The sequence below is a fragment of the Rhizobium sp. KNZ14-9A genome, assembly GCF_056755015.1.
Map to the genome: position 1 here is coordinate 4,436,443 of NZ_JBPGXB010000002.1, position 15,157 is coordinate 4,451,599.

At 59.4% G+C, this 15,157-nt stretch carries 13 protein-coding genes; 10 read left to right on the forward strand and 3 right to left on the reverse strand.

What is annotated here, in order from left to right; all coding sequences use genetic code 11:
• Nucleotides 1–78: 78 nt before the first annotated feature.
• From ACR9ZQ_RS28690 to ACR9ZQ_RS28705, 4 genes are all read left to right on the forward strand, one after another.
• Nucleotides 79–588, forward strand: coding sequence for a MarR family winged helix-turn-helix transcriptional regulator (locus tag ACR9ZQ_RS28690; protein WP_113321898.1), 510 nt, complete (start codon nucleotides 79–81; stop codon nucleotides 586–588).
• Nucleotides 589–707: 119 nt separating this feature from the next.
• Nucleotides 708–1,730 (forward strand): LacI family DNA-binding transcriptional regulator, encoded by a 1,023-nt coding sequence (locus ACR9ZQ_RS28695; RefSeq protein WP_113321897.1) that lies wholly within the window; start codon nucleotides 708–710, stop codon nucleotides 1,728–1,730.
• A gap of 24 nt (nucleotides 1,731–1,754) precedes the next feature.
• The gene (locus ACR9ZQ_RS28700) at nucleotides 1,755–2,711 is read left to right on the forward strand and encodes a 2-hydroxyacid dehydrogenase (RefSeq protein WP_481429167.1); all 957 of its coding nucleotides are present in this window, start codon (nucleotides 1,755–1,757) and stop codon (nucleotides 2,709–2,711) included.
• A 261-nt stretch (nucleotides 2,712–2,972) separates the two neighbouring features.
• Nucleotides 2,973–4,004, forward strand: coding sequence for an aldo/keto reductase (locus tag ACR9ZQ_RS28705; protein WP_310383750.1), 1,032 nt, complete (start codon nucleotides 2,973–2,975; stop codon nucleotides 4,002–4,004).
• Nucleotides 4,005–4,060: 56 nt separating this feature from the next.
• Here the strand turns inward: ACR9ZQ_RS28705 and ACR9ZQ_RS28710 are convergent, their stop codons facing one another.
• Entirely contained in the window at nucleotides 4,061–4,840 is a 780-nt protein-coding gene (locus ACR9ZQ_RS28710; protein WP_481429168.1) for a gamma-glutamyl-gamma-aminobutyrate hydrolase family protein, read from the reverse strand.
• Nucleotides 4,841–5,174: 334 nt separating this feature from the next.
• Here ACR9ZQ_RS28710 and ACR9ZQ_RS28715 point away from each other — a divergent pair, with 334 nt between their 5' ends.
• The 5 genes from ACR9ZQ_RS28715 to ACR9ZQ_RS28735 all read left to right on the forward strand — a co-directional run bounded on the left by ACR9ZQ_RS28715 (nucleotide 5,175) and on the right by ACR9ZQ_RS28735 (nucleotide 10,220).
• Nucleotides 5,175–6,341 (forward strand): toxic anion resistance protein, encoded by a 1,167-nt coding sequence (locus ACR9ZQ_RS28715; protein ID WP_481429169.1) that lies wholly within the window; start codon nucleotides 5,175–5,177, stop codon nucleotides 6,339–6,341.
• A 21-nt stretch (nucleotides 6,342–6,362) separates the two neighbouring features.
• Nucleotides 6,363–7,061 carry a TerD family protein gene (locus ACR9ZQ_RS28720; protein ID WP_481429170.1) on the forward strand — a complete coding sequence of 233 codons (699 nt, stop codon included), beginning with the start codon at nucleotides 6,363–6,365 and terminating at the stop codon, nucleotides 7,059–7,061.
• Between the two features lie 13 nt (nucleotides 7,062–7,074).
• Nucleotides 7,075–8,109 (forward strand): hypothetical protein, encoded by a 1,035-nt coding sequence (locus ACR9ZQ_RS28725; RefSeq protein WP_481429171.1) that lies wholly within the window; start codon nucleotides 7,075–7,077, stop codon nucleotides 8,107–8,109.
• A complete protein-coding gene (locus tag ACR9ZQ_RS28730) occupies nucleotides 8,106–8,885 on the forward strand; it encodes a VWA domain-containing protein (RefSeq protein WP_310383741.1) in 780 nt (259 codons plus the stop codon). Before ACR9ZQ_RS28725 ends, ACR9ZQ_RS28730 begins: the two co-directional genes overlap by 4 nt.
• 228 nt (nucleotides 8,886–9,113) lie before the next feature.
• Nucleotides 9,114–10,220, forward strand: coding sequence for a TRAP transporter substrate-binding protein (locus ACR9ZQ_RS28735; RefSeq protein WP_310383739.1), 1,107 nt, complete (start codon nucleotides 9,114–9,116; stop codon nucleotides 10,218–10,220).
• Nucleotides 10,221–10,352: 132 nt separating this feature from the next.
• Here ACR9ZQ_RS28735 and ACR9ZQ_RS28740 read toward each other — a convergent pair whose 3' ends face one another.
• Together ACR9ZQ_RS28740 and ACR9ZQ_RS28745 are read right to left on the reverse strand one after the other, a co-directional pair.
• Entirely contained in the window at nucleotides 10,353–11,837 is a 1,485-nt protein-coding gene (locus ACR9ZQ_RS28740; RefSeq protein ID WP_310383737.1) for a TRAP transporter large permease, read from the reverse strand.
• 21 nt (nucleotides 11,838–11,858) lie between these two features.
• Nucleotides 11,859–12,398 (reverse strand): TRAP transporter small permease subunit, encoded by a 540-nt coding sequence (locus tag ACR9ZQ_RS28745; RefSeq protein ID WP_113181518.1) that lies wholly within the window; start codon nucleotides 12,396–12,398, stop codon nucleotides 11,859–11,861.
• Nucleotides 12,399–12,717: 319 nt separating this feature from the next.
• On the opposite strand from ACR9ZQ_RS28745, the gene ACR9ZQ_RS28750 reads away from it, so the two are divergent.
• Nucleotides 12,718–15,024 carry a putative bifunctional diguanylate cyclase/phosphodiesterase gene (locus tag ACR9ZQ_RS28750; protein WP_310383734.1) on the forward strand — a complete coding sequence of 769 codons (2,307 nt, stop codon included), beginning with the start codon at nucleotides 12,718–12,720 and terminating at the stop codon, nucleotides 15,022–15,024.
• Nucleotides 15,025–15,157: the final 133 nt, after the last annotated feature.

A 15,157-nucleotide genomic window follows, 5' to 3' on the forward strand; every position in this document is an offset into this window, starting at 1 on the left:
TTGCCTCTTGTTTATGACGAGATGATGGGCAATGTCATAACCCAGCCTGGGCAGTGCTTAAAGATCAAAGGGATGGCAATGGGCAAGAAGCATAAGGACGGCAAGAAGCACAAGAAAAAGAAGGACCAGACCGAGTATACGCTTGTCGATCTTTCGCCGGCTCTGACGCAGGCTGCTCGCTCCATGCGTACGGTCCTGTCGCGCAACCTTCTTGAAAGTGGTCTCTATGCCGGCCAGGACGGGGTCATCACTTCCCTTGCCGAAAGCGATGGTATGACAGCCGGCGGGCTTGCCCAGAAGCTCGGTGTCAAGGCGCCCACCATGACCCGCACCATCGGCCGCATGGAGGCTCAGGGCTTCCTGGAACGCAAGCCTGACGCCGAAGACGCCCGCCTCACCAAGGTATACCTCACTGAACTCGGTCGTGGCAGCGTGCAGGCAATCGAGCTTGCGGCTTCCTCCTGCGACAAGCTGGCGACGCTCGATTTCTCCGAAAAGGAGATCCGCAATCTGGTGCGTCTGCTCAAGGCGATCGACGCCAATCTGCAGGCGGAGGCAATGCATGTCGACGAAGATGAGGAAGACTGAAAATTTCCTCAAAAGGCGAATTGCCTGCGCCGCTTAAATCTTTTAATTAAACTTTTTAAGGCTGGCGTTGCACCGCGGCAGCCGTCGACCAGCTTCACGCGTTGCCCGGAGGAGGAGACGTGGTTCAGAAGATCAAGCTTTCGACGATTGCCGAAACACTCGGCATATCAACGGCGACCGTTTCCCTTGCCTTACGCGACAGTCCGCTGGTTGCCGGCAATACTCGCGAAAAGATCAAGGAACAGGCCCGCGCGCTCGGTTACATCTACAATCGCCGCGCCGCCAGCCTGCGCACGTCACGCTCCGGCATTATCGGCGTTGTTGTTCACGACATCATGAACCCGTTCTACGGGGAAATCCTGAAGGCGATCGAAAGCGAACTCGATCGCAGCCGCCACACCTTCATTCTCTCCAATCACTACGATTCCGTCGAGAAGCAGCGCACCTTCATCGAAACCCTGCTGCAGCTCGGTGGTGACGGGGTCATCATGTCGCCGGCGATCGGCACGCCGCCGGAGGATATCCAGCTCGCGGAAGAAAACGGCATGCCGGCGATCCTCGTCGCCCGTTCCATGGACAGCCAGGATGTGCCGACTTATCGCGGCGACGACAGCTACGGCATTTCGCTTGCCACCAACCACCTGATCGGCCTCGGCCATCGCACGATCGCGATGATCGGCGGTACGGACCAGACCTCGACTGGGCGCGACCGCTATCAGGGCTATGTCAATGCGCTGCGCAAGGCCGGCATCGAGGTCGATCCGAACCTGCGCATTCCCGGCCCGCGCTCGAAGCAGGGCGGTTTCGAGGCCGCGGTACATTTCCTTTCCCTGCCGCAGAAGCCTACGGCGGCCGTCTGCTGGAACGATCTGGTCGCGATCGGCCTTATGAACGGTATCGCCCGCGCGGGCCTCGTGCCTGGCAGCGATATCTCGGTGACCGGCTATGACGATCTGGAGGAAGCTTCGATCGCCACGCCGGCACTGACCACCGTCTGGAACGGCCAGACGGAGGTTGGACGTCTTGCCGCCCGCGCCCTACTTGATCGACTTGCCGGCAGTCATGAGCCTGATGGCATCCATCTCATCAAGCCGGAAATGCGTATCCGCCAGTCCACAAGCCCTTATCGGCCGCGTTCCTGACCGCCGAAGCCAAGAGGAAAAGCCATGTCCCGCATTGCCGTTCTCGTTCCCGGGAAGATACATGATCGCGTTCTCGCCGAGCTGAAGGATCGTTTCGAGGTAGTAACCGTCGATCGCGACGAGACGCTGAAGCTCGATGCCGAGACGGCGAAACGTATTCGCGGCGTGGCGCTCAGCGGAGTTTTCCCGGTCGCCTGGTTCGAACAATTGCCGAATGTGGAGATCGTCGCCAGTTTCGGGGTGGGTTACGACGGCATCGATGCGAAGCTTGCAGGTTCGAAGGGCATCATCGTCACCAATACGCCCGACGTGTTGAACGACGAGGTGGCCGACACAGCCATTGCGCTTCTGCTAAACGCCATTCGCGAGCTGCCGAAGGCCGAGGCCTGGCTGCGGGGCGGCAACTGGAAGCCGGGTTCTGCCTATCCGCTGACGCGCTTTTCCCTGAAAGGCCGCCATGTCGGCCTCTATGGCCTTGGCCGCATCGGTCTTGAGATCGCCAAGCGCCTGGAACCCTTCAAGGTGAAGATCAGCTATCACACCCGCTCCCGCCATGCCGATGCGCCCTATGATTATCATCCGACGCTGAAGGGTCTTGCCGAGGCCGTCGACACGCTGATTGCGATCGTGCCGAAAACGCCGCAGACGCACCGCACGATCAACGCGGAGGTTCTTTCTGCGCTCGGCTCTGATGGCATCGTCGTCAATGTCGGCCGCGGCTGGACGATGGATGAGGATGCGTTGATTGCTGCGCTCAATGCAGGCACTATCGGTGGCGCCGGCCTCGATGTCTTCTATGACGAGCCGAACGTGCCGGCCGGTCTGCTTTCCGCACCGAATACCGTGCTGGTGCCGCATGTCGGCTCGGCCTCCATCCCGACGCGCAATGCGATGGCGGATCTGGTGGCGGAAAACCTCGTCTCGTGGTTCGAGCAGGGCAAGCCGGTGACACCCGTTGCGGAAACTTCGGTCAAGCAATAGGCCGTTCCCCCTCCTTCCGTGAAGGCGGAGAGCGCGTTTCGCTTGTTCCTATTTTGCCGTTAGTCTTTTTCCTGTTTCCCACTTGGTCGACCGGGAAGGATTGGCTATGATTACCTCCGGCCGCGTCCATTCCCAGCGGCCGTGATTTCATCGGCGGCATTTCGCCGTCTCAAGCTTACACATAGCGATTTGATCGGGGAGCGTCTGCTCCGCCCGGCGACTTTTCGTGCGGGCAGCCGGCGCCTCTGGAAGGAGGCAGAAATGGATTATCGCAAGCTCGGTCCCAGCGGGGCCATCGTCACCGCATATTGCCTGGGTACCATGACCTTCGGGAAGGAGTCCGATGAGGCGGCTTCCTTCAAGATGCTCGACGACTACTTCGCCTGGGGCGGCAATTTCATCGACACGGCAGACGTCTATAGCAACGGTGTATCGGAGGAGATCATCGGTCGCTGGCTGAAGGCGCGTCCCGCGCAGGCAAAGCAGGCTGTCATCGCCACGAAGGGCCGTTTCCCGATGGGCGACGGGCCGAACGATATCGGCCTTTCCCGCCGCCATCTCAATCAGGCGCTGAACGACTCGCTGCGTCGCCTCGACGTCGAGCATATCGATCTCTACCAGATGCATGCCTGGGATGCGCTGACACCGATCGAGGAGACGCTGCGATTTCTTGATGATGCCGTTCGCGCGGGCAAGATCGGTTACTACGGCTTCTCCAACTATGTCGGCTGGCACATTGCCAAGGCTTCCGAGATCGCCAAGGCAAAGGGCTATACGCGCCCAGTGACGCTGCAGCCGCAGTATAACCTGTTGATGCGCGACATCGAGCTCGAGATCGTCGATGCCTGCCAGGATGCAGGCATGGGCCTGCTGCCCTGGTCGCCGCTCGGCGGTGGCTGGCTGACTGGCAAGTACAAGCGCGACGAGACGCCGACAGGTGCGACGCGCCTCGGCGAAAATCCCAATCGCGGCGGCGAGGCCTATGCTGCCCGTAACGCGCAGGAGCGGACCTGGGATATCATCAGCACTGTCGAGGAGATTGCCAAGGCACGCGCCGTCAGCATGGCGCAGGTGGCGCTTTCCTGGGTGGCCGCGCGTCCGGCAGTGACCTCGGTCATTCTCGGCGCACGCACATCCGAACAGCTCGCCGACAATCTCGCTGCGGCGGAATTCGTGCTTTCGGCCGAAGAGACGGCAAAGCTCAACGAAGTCAGCGCGCCGACGCCGGGGCAATATCCGTATGGTGCGAATGGCACCAACCAGCGTCACCGCAAGATCGAAGGCGGTCGCTGAGCCATTGAGTTGGAGATGAAGAAGGCCGTCGGAGCGATCCGGCGGCCTTTCCGTTTTCAGGCGATTGCCTGTGCCTGAAGCAGCGGCAACTTGCTGGCGGCGTAATCTCTGACGGCATCGCCGAAAGCGGCAAAGAGCTTGTTCGAGGGCTTGTCGGTCTCGGCCCAGTATTCCGGGTGCCACTGCACGCCGACTGCGAAGGCCTTGGCGTCGATGACGGAGACGGCTTCGATCGTGCCGTCCTCTGCTGTGGCTTCGACCTGCAGGCGCGGGGCGGTCTTGCCGATTGCCTGACGATGCAGCGAGTTGACGCGAATTTCACCGGCGCCGATGATACCGGCGATGCAGGAGCCTTCCTTGACGAAGACGCTCTGGCGGATCGCATACATGCTGTCGCGATCTTTCACATCGGGTTTCCGGTGGTCCCAGATGCCGGGCTGTTCCTGGATTTCGCTCGCAAGCGAGCCGCCAAGCGCAACATTCAATTCCTGAATGCCGCGGCAGATGGCAAGAAGCGGGACAGCCCGGTCGATGGCGCGGCGGATGAGCGGCAGGCTGGTGGCGTCGCGGGCCGGGTCAAAGGGGCCATCGGCTTCGGTGGCTTGGATGCCATAGAGCGAGGGATGCACATTGCTTGCCGAGCCGGAAACCAGCACGCCGTCCACGCGATCGAGAATGGCATCTGTGTCATAGCCTTCCTCAAAGGCGGGAATGATGAAGGCCATTACGCCGGCAGCATTCAGCGCCGCGCGCACATATTGCTGCTGCACTGCATGCCAGGTCGCGCCATCAAGGCTGCGGATATCGGCAGGAATCGCAACGATCGGTTTCGTCATTTTTTGCCCCGAACAAAACAATATCGGATGTTTGTGCGGCCAGATCGACCGTGAAGTCAACGCTTGGATGCACGCGGTGGCCAAATTGCGGCCCCTCAAAAGTCCGGTGTTTACTGGAAGTTGGCTAAATAATTGATTTTAAAGTTTTCCAGCTCTTTCAAGTTTCAAACGCAACAATATTGGAATGTCGGTAAACACATCCAATATTGTTGGGGATCGTGTTGCCGAGTGTCATCCCTTGAATTACATTCCACCTGATTTATGCAACCTGTGTTCGTAATTTTCGTGCGGCTTGACCGTATCGTTAAGAGGACGGACCAAGAGGATTGACGGCATGTCGGAACCGAAGACGACGGCACTCGAGACGAAACCTGACCTCATGCCGTCGATCGCGGCTGGCGGCCCGCCTGCCGTAGTGACCGTCGTGCTTCCGCTGGAAAAGGCTGGCGATATCAGCGATCTGGCAGAACGATATCGGTTGGCGACGGCAGAGCCGCATACGCTTGTTACCTTCGGCCAGGAAGCCATCAGCAGTTTCGGTGCCAAGCTGGATACTATTCTCTCGCAGATCACCAACGCCCAGTCGCCGGTGCTTTTCGAGCTTTTCCGCACGATTCGCGAGGGCGTGAAGGATGCGGATCTGAAAGAGCTGGAGGCAAGCATCCGGGAGAAGCTGAAGGGAAGCTTTCTCGAACGTCTGCTGATCGCAATCGGTCTTGGCGACCCCGCCAAACGGCTGAAGGCCGTGACGGATGAAGTGCGCGGCATGCTGCAGAGCAAGGCGAAGTCGCTCAGCGATCTCATCAAGCCGATGGAAGCCCAGATTGATGAGGAAAGCGGCAAGCTCATTCTCGAAGTCTCGCGCATGAGCACCCTGGCGAAGGGATATCGCGATACCATCGTTTCGCTCGGGGTCTTCGTCGAGGCCGGCCGTCGCATCATCGCTGACGCAGGCAGGGATCTCGAACGGCTAAAGCAAGAAGCGGTCTCGGGCGATCCGCTCAAGGTTCAGGAGGCTCGCGACTTCTCGCAGAAGCTGGATATCTTCCAGAACCGCGTGCTCGTTCTTGAAACGGCTTACGCCAAGGCGCCGACGGATCTCGACTCGATCGGCATTGCGCGGGGTGCGGCTCTTGCGACGCTCGCTGACACCGTCTCCTCTGCCAATGCCGAATTCAACGACATCAAGTCGATCCTGATCAGGCTGCATGCGCTCTTCCAGATGCAGTCGATCCAGCAGATCAATGCCATGCGGCGTGAGCTGCGGGCCTCGCTGCAGCAATATGGCTCGCAGGTGCTCGAAGATGTTTCGGTCAATGCGGTCAAGGCAGCTGGCGAAACCCGGCTTGCGGATGCCGATCTTGTGCTCGGTACCGCCCAGCGGCTGCGGGCGATCGCCGACAAGGTCGTTGCCGAAGGCGAGCGCAACAAGGAGCGTTATGCCGCCGCCCGTACCAAGCTTGAACAAGCACGCCAGATCGTGATTGCCCGCCCGATCTGAGACCTCAGGAGAAGACAGCGCATGGCAACCTTCAATCTCAACAAGGGTCAGTCGTTCCAGATCCAGAAAGAGATCCAGCTCGTTCATTCCGGATTGGTCTGGGATCCGCCGGAAGGCTCCGGCCCGGCCTTCGACCTCGATGTCCATTGTTTTGCGCTGGTTCATCCCGGTGGCGATTTAAACCGGGCGCGGCTCTACAATGACGGTTCGCATGCACTGTGTTACGCATTCGTGCGCAGCTCCAGCAATCCCGAGGGATCACTGTCCAAGAATGCCGATGGATCCTTCCAGACGGATGACGGCTCGATGTGGCATGAGCGCGACGACCGCACCGGACGCGGCGCTCTCACGAAGCCGGAGCCCGATGACGATGACGATCATCATGGCGGCGGTCATCACGACGAGGGGTTTCGCGAGGAGTTCAAGATCGTGCTGGCGAAGCTGCCGCACGAGATTTCCGAGCTCGCCGTTTGGGCAACGATCCACGATGCTGCTCGCAAGAAGCAGGATTTCGGCAAGGTCAAGAACGCCTATATCGAAGTCTGCGATGCCATGGACGACGAGCTCTGCCGCTATCAGCTGACGGCCGAATTTGCCGGCAAGACGACGATCCAGGTTGCGTCCTTCCTGAAGCAGGCGGACGGATCCTGGAAATTCTATGCCGTCGGCGCGGGATCGAATGCCGGGCTCGGCGATGTCATCCAGGCCTATCTCGGCTGAGCGGAGGCTCTGCTTGACCAGCGGCAAGGCAGATGAACCGCCGGAGAAAAAGCCGGGCGGATCGCCCAGGGTGCTTTTCCCGGAAAGTGCCGCGCCCGAGCCTGTCGCCGCTCCGAAGGACGGAAATCAGCCGAAGATACTCTTCGGTGCGCCCCGTTCTCCCACGCCCAAGGGCGATCGCCCACGGGTTCTAGCCGCCGGGGAGGTGAGGCAACGCATCTCCTGCGGCATCGCCGACCTCCGGGGCATGGATGCGAATGCGACCGAGGCTGTGGCAAAAGCGGCGTTGCGGATCGTCGACAGCACCAATCTCGATGATCATTATTTCGATGATGTGGTCCGCTTTGGTGCTGCTCTGCAGACCGAGCACGGCAGACTGGCGGAAAGCGAACTCGAGATCGTCAGCAGTGAAGTTGTGGCAGAGGGCAGACGGTTCGCGGCCGGATTGCTGCAGCGCCTGACGGACCTCGATCCGGACAGGGTGTTTGCTGTCCGCGGCGGTTTTCTCAATACCGTCAAGGCTCTAGCCGCGCCCCGTGATCCTGCCGGCCTTTTTTCTCGCCTCTATCCGGAGGTGCGGGCTTTGGCGACTGAACTTAACGTGCTTGCGCCCGAGATTGTTGCCGTTGCCAAGCAGGTACGTGCTGTTGGCAAGGCCTATAAGTCACTCTCGAATAACCTTGCCGGGCATATTCTTGCCGGTCGATTTCTCGTCCACCACATCAGTAGCCTTCAACTGTCCGACCGCGAGCGGCAGGCTCATTATGCCTCGCAGTCTGAAGCACTGGAGACACGGACATCAAGCCTTTCGGCCACGAAGGCGACCGTCGAGATGAGTATCTGGACCGTTGCGGCCGTCTCGCAGGAAATCGAAGCGCTCGCCCGCTTGGCCGAGGGCCTATTGCAGGAAGACCTGCCTGCCTGGCATGCGGCATATTCCGCAGCCCTAACCGCTCAATCGGCGGAGCAGGCAAGGACAACGGTGCCGCTTCGCGACCTTCACACCCGCATTCTTGGAAAACTCAAACTGGAGAGGAATAGGCCGTGACGACATTCAAGCTACAGAAACCGGAGGAAGAGGTTCGCCGCGTCGGCTTCGTTTTGCAGAAGCAGGGCATTCACGAGCGCATTCCGGCGCAGGTCGGCATCAATATCGATGTCTCTGGCTCCATGAGCGACCTTTTCAAATCCGGCGCGGTGCAGGCAGCGCTGGAGCGTATCCTTCCCGTCGCTCTCTATTTCGACGATGATGGCCGTATCGATACCTGGGCTTTTTCCAACAAGCAGAATATGGCGTCACTGACGCCTGCCACGGCCAAGAATTACGAGGGCTACATTCAGCGCGAGATTGTCGGCAACAAGGAAGTCCAGCCGATCCTGTGGGGCGGCACTGACTACGGTCCGGTCATCCGCTCGAACCTCATGACTTACGGGCTGATGGAGGAAGAAGAGGCAGGTGGCCTGCTCGGCATGATCTTCGGCATGCGGCGCGACGCCTTCGGTGAAGAAACGCGATCGGGCATTCCGGCAATCAATTATTTCCTGACAGACGGGGAGAATTCCGACAGGGACGCGGCCTGGGACTTGCTGCAGAAGGCCGAACAGGCTGAATCGCAGATTTACTATGTCATGGTTGGTATCGGCGACGAGAAGTTCGAATTCCTGCGCAGCGCTGCGGAGCATTTCCCGAATGTCGGTTTCGTCAGCGTCAGGGATCTCGGAGAGTTCGTGGGCAGCGACGACGCCTACGAAAAACTGCTTCCGGCCGAACTCTGCACCTGGCTGAAACATGAGCATGACGACGAGGACGACGATCATCATTGATCGTTTCTCCTGAAGGCAAGCCCGGTCGCTTCATCGCGGAAGCGGCCGGCACGATACAGCTAAGCTGCTGATTCCGATGGATGTGTGGCGTGTGCCACAGAAGCGTCGTGATCCCAAAGACTAATAGACTAAAGCTTGAAACGCTTCTTCCGCCATGCTTAGCTTTGCCATTACTGCGGGTAGGGGTGAGGATTGACCACGCAGTGCCATCTATACGGGAGGTTTTTGATGGATCGTCGTTCATTTATGAAAAAGGCGGGAACAGCCGGCGCCGGTGCCGTTGCCGCGACTGCTTTGGCAGCACCTGCAATTGCGCAGGAAAACCCGAAGATTGCCTGGCGTATGACCTCGTCGTTTCCGAAGAGCCTGGACACGATCTACGGCGGCGCCGAAGATATTGCCAAGCATGTTTCGGCTGCCACGGACGGTAATTTCACGATCCAGCCTTTCGCAGCCGGCGAAATCGTCCCCGGCCTGCAGGCCGTCGATGCGGTGGCGGCGGGTACTGTCGAGGCAGCCCACACCACCTCCTATTATTTCGTCGGCAAGGATCCGACCTACGCCATCGGAACGGCCATTCCGTTTGGACTGAACAGCCGCCTGACCAATGCCTGGTTTTACCAGGGCAACGGCAATACACTGATGAACGAATTCTATGCCACACAGGGCATGTATGCCCTGCCGGCCGGCAATACCGGAGCGCAGATGGGCGGCTGGTTCCGCAAGGAAATCAATACGCTCGACGATCTCAAGGGCGTCAAGATGCGCATTGCCGGTCTCGCTGGCCGCGTCATGGAGAAAGTGGGCGTCATCCCGCAGCAGATCGCCGGCGGCGACATCTATCCGGCGCTGGAAAAGGGAACGATCGATGCGGCAGAATTCGTCGGCCCCTATGACGACTTGAAGCTCGGCTTCCACAAGGTGGCGAAGTACTACTATTACCCGGGCTGGTGGGAAGGTGGCCCGACGGTGCATGCCTTCTTCAATCTCGATAAGTGGAGCAGCCTGCCGAAGCACTATCAGGCAGCGCTCAACGACGCCTGTGCCTTCGCCAACACAAACATGCTGGCAAAATACGATACGAAGAACCCGAGCGCGCTGAAGCAGCTTGTTGCGGAAGGCGCAACGCTGCGGCCGTTCAGCCAGGAGATCATGGAAGCCTGCTTCCAGGCCGCGATGGGCATCTACGACGAAATCTCAGGCACGAACCAATATTTCAAGAAGATCTACGATGACCAGACTGCTTTCAAGCGGGATGCCTATCTCTGGATGCAGCTCTCGGAATACACGTTCGATACGTTCATGATGATCCAGCAGCGCGCGGGTAAGATCTAAGAGATCTTCCTCTTCTCGGCGATATCAATAAAAGAGCCCCGGATGAAAATCCGGGGCTTTTGTTTTCCTCTATTTCTTTGTTTTTCACGCAATTCCGGACGCAAACCGCTGCACACTTTTACTGGAATTGCTCTACTGCGCAGGTAGAGGCGGAGGCGCGCTCGGCAGGGCCGGCAGGGTCAGGCCCGGGATCTGCGGCGAGCCATTGTTGCCGCCGAGCGGGGGCAAGCCGAGCTGACCGCCGAAGCCCGGGACTTCAATCTTGATAGAGTTCGGGTCGACCTTCGGGCCATGGTCCAGCCAGTAGGTCACCGATTGTGGCCAGAAGATCACGATCGCCACCAGGATCAGCTGCATGCCGACCCATGGAAGCGCACCCATGTAAATATCCGAGGTCTTGACCTCGCGGCCGGCGATCGAGCGCAGGTAGAAGAGCGCAAAGCCAAAGGGCGGGTGCATGAAGCTCGTCTGCATGTTGACGCAGATCAGCACGCCGAACCAGATCAGGTCGATGCCGAGATTGGAGGCGACCGGGGCGAGCATCGGGATGACGATGAAGGCGATCTCGAAGAAATCGAGGAAGAAGGCGAGCACGAAGATGAAGATGTTGACAAAGATCAGAAAACCGACCGGGCCGCCGGGAATGCCTGAGAGCATATGCTCGATCCAGCGCGAGCCGTCCATGCCCTGGAAGACCAGGCTGAAACAGGTGGAACCGATAAGGATCATCACAACCATGGAGGTGATGTGCGTGGTCGATGTCATCGCCTCGCGGATCAGCGGCCAGGTGAGGCGCCGGTTCATGGCCGCGAGCACCATGGCGCCGACGACGCCGAGCGCGCCGGCTTCCGTCGGCGTCGCAAGACCCATGAAGATCGTGCCGAGCACGAGGAAGATCAGCACGATCGACGGCACCATGCCCATCAGCACCTTCATGAGCAGCGCCCAATTGAAGTCGCCGCGCACTTCTTTTGGCAGCGGCGGCATCGATTTTGGCCGGACGATCGACAGCACCAGGATGAAGAGCACGAAGATCGCCACCTGCAGGATCGACGGGCCGATCGCGCCGCGATACATGTCGCCGACCGATTTGCCGAGCTGGTCGGCGAGAACGACGAGTACCAGCGAGGGCGGGATCACCTGGGTGATTGTGCCGGAGGCGGCGATGACGCCGGTAGCAAGGCGCGGATTGTAGCCGTAGCGCAGCATGATCGGTAGCGAAATCACACCCATGGTGATGACCGAGGCGGCCACGGTGCCGGTGATCGCGCCAAGCACGGCGCCGACGAGGATGACAGCATAGGCCAGGCCGCCGGGAATGCCACCGAAGAGCTTGCCGGTGCCTTCGAGCAGGTCTTCGGCCAGCCCACAACGCTCCAGCACCGCGCCCATGAAGGTGAAAAAGGGAATGGCAAGCAAGAGGTCGTTGGAGACGATGCCGAAGAAGCGCAGCGGCAGCGCCTGCAGGAGGGCTTCGTCGAAATGGCCGGTGACGATACCGACGATGCCGAAGAACAGGCCGACGGCGGCCAGCGAAAAGGCGACCGGAAAGCCGTAGAGCATAAAGATGACCATGCCCAGGAACATGGCCGGCGGAATGATGCCGAAATCAAACAAATCCGTTCCTCCAGGGGCGCGTTACTGCAGCGGCTTTTCGTATTTCGTGTCGATGCTGATATGGCCGGTAACGGCTGCGATCCGCTTAATCAGCTCGGAAACGCCCTGAAGGGAGAGCAGCGCGAAACCGGCGACAAGGACCAGCTTGACGGGCCAGCGGATCAGCCCGCCGGCGTTGCCCGATATTTCCCCCTGCCGGTAGGAAAGCGCAAAGAAGGGCCAGGAGACCCAGGTGAGGAAGATGCAGACGGGAATGAGGAAGAGGATGAGGCCAACGATGTCGATCCAGATCTTCGCCCTGTCGGAAACCGAACCATAGATCAGATCAACGCGGACATGCTCGTTGTTGCGCAGCGCATGCGAGGCGCCGAGCACCACGACGAAGGCGAAGAGATACCACTGGATCTCGAGCCAGCCGTTTGAACTGTAGTTGAAGGCGTAGCGGACGACGGCATTGCCGGCGCTGATCAGGCAGCAGAACAACACCATATATTCGGATAGTTTGCCAATGAACTCGCTGATCGAGTCGATCAGCCGACTGACGGCCAGGAATACCGACATTCGCCTCCCCTTATTATCTTGCCGTTTTCGGCAGTTCTTCCCCTGCAACCGGTGTAAACCAGGGTTTTTGAAATTGGAAGGATAAATGACCCGCCTTGGAGTATAGTCGTATACGGCTAGACCCTGTGATCCCGTTGGAAAATTCCGGCAACTCAGGCGCGGATATATTTTTCAAAAACCTCGCGAGAAAGCTGCATTATCGCGCCTGGGATGCGTGGTTCATCCTAGGGTTTTAGAAAAATTGACCAAATGTTTGAACCGTTTGAAATCAATTTTTAAAGGGTTCGATTTACATTTCCCGCGCACAGGGAAAGTATGGATGAAGCCACATAACCCGAACAGGGTCCCTAAGGATGTGTATCTGTCGTTTGTGAGTTCCCTGTCCGGGAACCGCATGACGCTTCTTGTTGGCGTGATTGTGCATGTTGCGACGTGCCTTGCCGTGGCTGCCAAGACGCAGTACTCCATCTACATCCTGCTGTCAGTCGCCTTCCTTCTGGTCTTCAGCGCTCGCATGGTGATCTTCCGGCGGTTCGATCGTGTCGACAAGCAGAGCCTGTCGCACGCCGGAATCGAGCGTTGGGAGCGGATTCTCGTTGCCAGTGGAGCCTGCACCACCGCGCTCCTCGGCATCGCCAGTGGCTACGCCATCTTCGTCGTGCATGATTCATTTGCGGAGCTTGCCTGCATTTCCGTCACCATGGCGACCATGGTTTCCGTCGTCGGCCGCAACTACGGCTCGCGCTTCGCAGTCGACCTCCAGACGCTCTTCTGCTGCCTGCCGATGATCGTCTGCAGCCTCCTGGCGCTGGATTTCTATCGCGGCGTGCTTTCGATCTTCCTCATTCCTTTCTGGCTGACGACGCGGGCCATGGCGAACGGCGTGCGCGAGTTTCTCTATGAGAACGTCATTGCGCGCCGGGAAATCACCATCATCGCCGACCGTTTCGATACGGCGCTCAACAACATGCCGCACGGCCTCGTCATGGTCGATGCCGAAAACCGCATCCAGGTGGTCAATCGCAAGGCCTGCGAGCTTCTGAAGATCGGTGCGCCGGAGCGGCTGAAGGACCGCGATCTCGGTGCCGTGCTGCGCTATGGCGCGCGCTACAGCTTCATGGATGGCTCGCAGCCGGAGCTCATCCTGCGCCAACTCACCCAGGTCGCCGAGGGCAGCCTGTCGCGCACGCTCATTCATTTTCCCGAGAGCCTGTCGCTCGAATTCTCCGCCAGCCGCAGGACGGACGGCGGCGCCGTGCTGATCTTCGAGGACGTGTCGAGCCGGGTGAAGGCGGAGCAGAAGATCCTGCACATGGTGCGTTTCGACGCGCTGACCGGCCTGCCCAACCGGGAATATTTCGGCCAGCTGGTGCAGGAGTATTTTGCCAAGTATCCGAAGAAGAACGGGCCGCTCGGCTTCATGGTGCTCGATATCGACGAGTTCAAACATGTCAACGACATGCGCGGCCATGTGACCGGCGACCATCTGCTCTGCGCTATCGCCGCCCGCATCAAGCAGGCCTCCGGGAATGCCATTCTCGGTCGGCTGATGGGAGATCAGTTCATCCTGTTCTTCCCGCGTGCTAAGGAGCAGGCGTCGCTCGACCGCGAAATCCGCCGCGTTCACGCCGCGATCCAGGGCCGCTACGAGGTCGATGAAGTAACCTTTCTCGTTTCGCTCAGCGCCGGCTATGCGATCCTCGAAAGCGATGCGTTCGCGATGGACGAATGGAGCGTCAAGGCCGACCTTGCCCTGTTCGAAAGCAAGTCGCGTTTCAAGGGCGGTATCTCAGGCTTCGAGCGGGAGATGGACGGCCGCTATATCGAACAGCAGAAGCTGAAGGCGGATTTACGCGACGCGGTCTCGGCCCAAGCGCTGCATCTCGTCTTCCAGCCGATGTTCAGGGCCGACGGCTCGCGGATCGAATGTGCCGAGGCCTTGGCGCGCTGGGTGCATCCGGAGAGGGGTTCGATCCCACCCGACGTCTTCATCCGGCTCGCCGAGGATATGGGCATCATCTCCGACATCACTCGTTTCGTGCTATTCAAGGCCTGCAGCGAATGCATGACCTGGCCGGAACATATCGCCGTCTCGGTCAACCTTTCAGCGCGGGATCTGCGCGATGCTGACATCCTTTCAGTCGTCGCCGATGCGCTTGCTCATTCCGGCCTCGCCGCGGCGCGGTTGCATCTCGAGGTTACCGAGAGCTGCCTGATCGACGAACCGGCGGCGGTGCGCGCCATCCTGGCGGAGCTCAGGTCCCGCGGCATCACCATCGCCATCGACGATTTCGGCACCGGCTTCTCCAGCCTCAGCTATCTCGACACGCTGCCGCTCGATATCGTCAAGATCGACCGCTCCTTCGTGCGCAACATCGTCGAGGATGCGCGCCGCCTCAAGCTCTTGCGCGGCACGGTCAATCTCGCCCGCGAACTGGGTTTGAAGATCGTCATCGAGGGTGTGGAGACCGAGGAGCAGCTGGCGCTGCTCAACAAATACCGCAGCGCCGATCTCGTGCAGGGCTATGTTTTCTCGCCGCCCGTACCTTCCCAGAACATCACGCTGCTGCAAGAGGGCATCATCGGCCGCCGCACCGTCCAGCGCCGTCGCACCAAGGCCGCCTGAGCCGCCTGCAGGTGATTGGTTGTTCAGCCGAAAAATCTCGCACGCCGTTAACCTTAATAATTTAAATTTAACGCAAATTCTCAGATTTTCTTGCCTATATATCGGCGGCGTATGATTAATGATCCGTTAACGA

Bases quoted from the DNA above. Each gene is read 5' to 3' on its own strand.
- ACR9ZQ_RS28735 (WP_310383739.1), top strand. From the start codon at position 9,114: ATGGATCGTCGTTCATTTATGAAAAAGGCGGGAACAGCCGGCGCCGGT.
- ACR9ZQ_RS28690 (WP_113321898.1), top strand. From the start codon at position 79: ATGGGCAAGAAGCATAAGGACGGCAAGAAGCACAAGAAAAAGAAGGAC.
- ACR9ZQ_RS28700 (WP_481429167.1), top strand. From the start codon at position 1,755: ATGTCCCGCATTGCCGTTCTCGTTCCCGGGAAGATACATGATCGCGTT.
- ACR9ZQ_RS28750 (WP_310383734.1), top strand. From the start codon at position 12,718: ATGAAGCCACATAACCCGAACAGGGTCCCTAAGGATGTGTATCTGTCG.
- ACR9ZQ_RS28710 (WP_481429168.1), bottom strand. From the start codon at position 4,840: ATGACGAAACCGATCGTTGCGATTCCTGCCGATATCCGCAGCCTTGAT.
- ACR9ZQ_RS28715 (WP_481429169.1), top strand. From the start codon at position 5,175: ATGTCGGAACCGAAGACGACGGCACTCGAGACGAAACCTGACCTCATG.
- ACR9ZQ_RS28720 (WP_481429170.1), top strand. From the start codon at position 6,363: ATGGCAACCTTCAATCTCAACAAGGGTCAGTCGTTCCAGATCCAGAAA.
- ACR9ZQ_RS28745 (WP_113181518.1), bottom strand. From the start codon at position 12,398: ATGTCGGTATTCCTGGCCGTCAGTCGGCTGATCGACTCGATCAGCGAG.
- ACR9ZQ_RS28705 (WP_310383750.1), top strand. From the start codon at position 2,973: ATGGATTATCGCAAGCTCGGTCCCAGCGGGGCCATCGTCACCGCATAT.